The sequence below is a fragment of the Bradyrhizobium sp. AC87j1 genome (assembly GCF_002936975.1).
GTDB lineage: Bacteria > Pseudomonadota > Alphaproteobacteria > Rhizobiales > Xanthobacteraceae > Bradyrhizobium > Bradyrhizobium shewense.
In genome coordinates this window covers 1-624 of sequence record NZ_PTFE01000278.1, presented here as the reverse complement: position 1 = coordinate 624, position 624 = coordinate 1, and the positions used below count along the sequence as shown (strand labels likewise).

At 64.3% G+C, this 624-nt stretch carries 1 protein-coding gene; it reads left to right on the top strand.

Annotated features, from left to right (window positions below; translation table 11 throughout):
* A partial coding sequence (locus CV770_RS41310; protein WP_146101488.1) for a transposase occupies nucleotides 1-593 on the top strand: 593 nt, incomplete at its 5' end.
* Nucleotides 594-624: the final 31 nt, after the last annotated feature.

Genomic DNA, 624 nt, shown 5'->3' with positions numbered 1-624 from the left:
TCATTCGGCGGCTGATGACGCTCCCGGGTGTGGATATGACGGTGGCTTCGGGCGTGGCCGCGGCCGTCGGCGACATTCGGCGCTTTGCCGATCCGACCAGGCTGGTGAGCTACCTGGGGCTAAACCCGAGCGTAAGGCAGTCTGGCGAGGGCTCCGCCTACCATGGCAGGATCACCAAGCAGGGCCGCGGCCAAGCTCGCGGAATGCTCGTCGAAGCAGCATGGGCTGTAGCCCGTTCGCCGGGACCGCTGCGTGCATTCTTCCAGCGCGTGGCTTCACGACGCGGCAAGCACATCGCGGCAGTCGCGACGGCGCGGAAGCTGGCGATGATCATCTGGCATATGCTGACCAAGAGCACTGACTACATCTGGACCAGGCCGGCCCTGCTGGCGCGCAAGTTCCGGAGCATCGAACTGCGCGCTGGATTACCCACCAGCCATGCCAAGCGTGGATCGGCCTATGATTACAACATCCCCGCGAAGAGGGCTGAGGAACGAGCACGCGTGGAATCCGCCGAGAAGGAGTACACGAGGTTCACGTCCCGGTGGCGGGCAAAGCCGCGACCCCGACGAAGCAAGGCTTCTGCGACATAGGGCTTGTCTACAACATCCGTGTCGGTCGGCT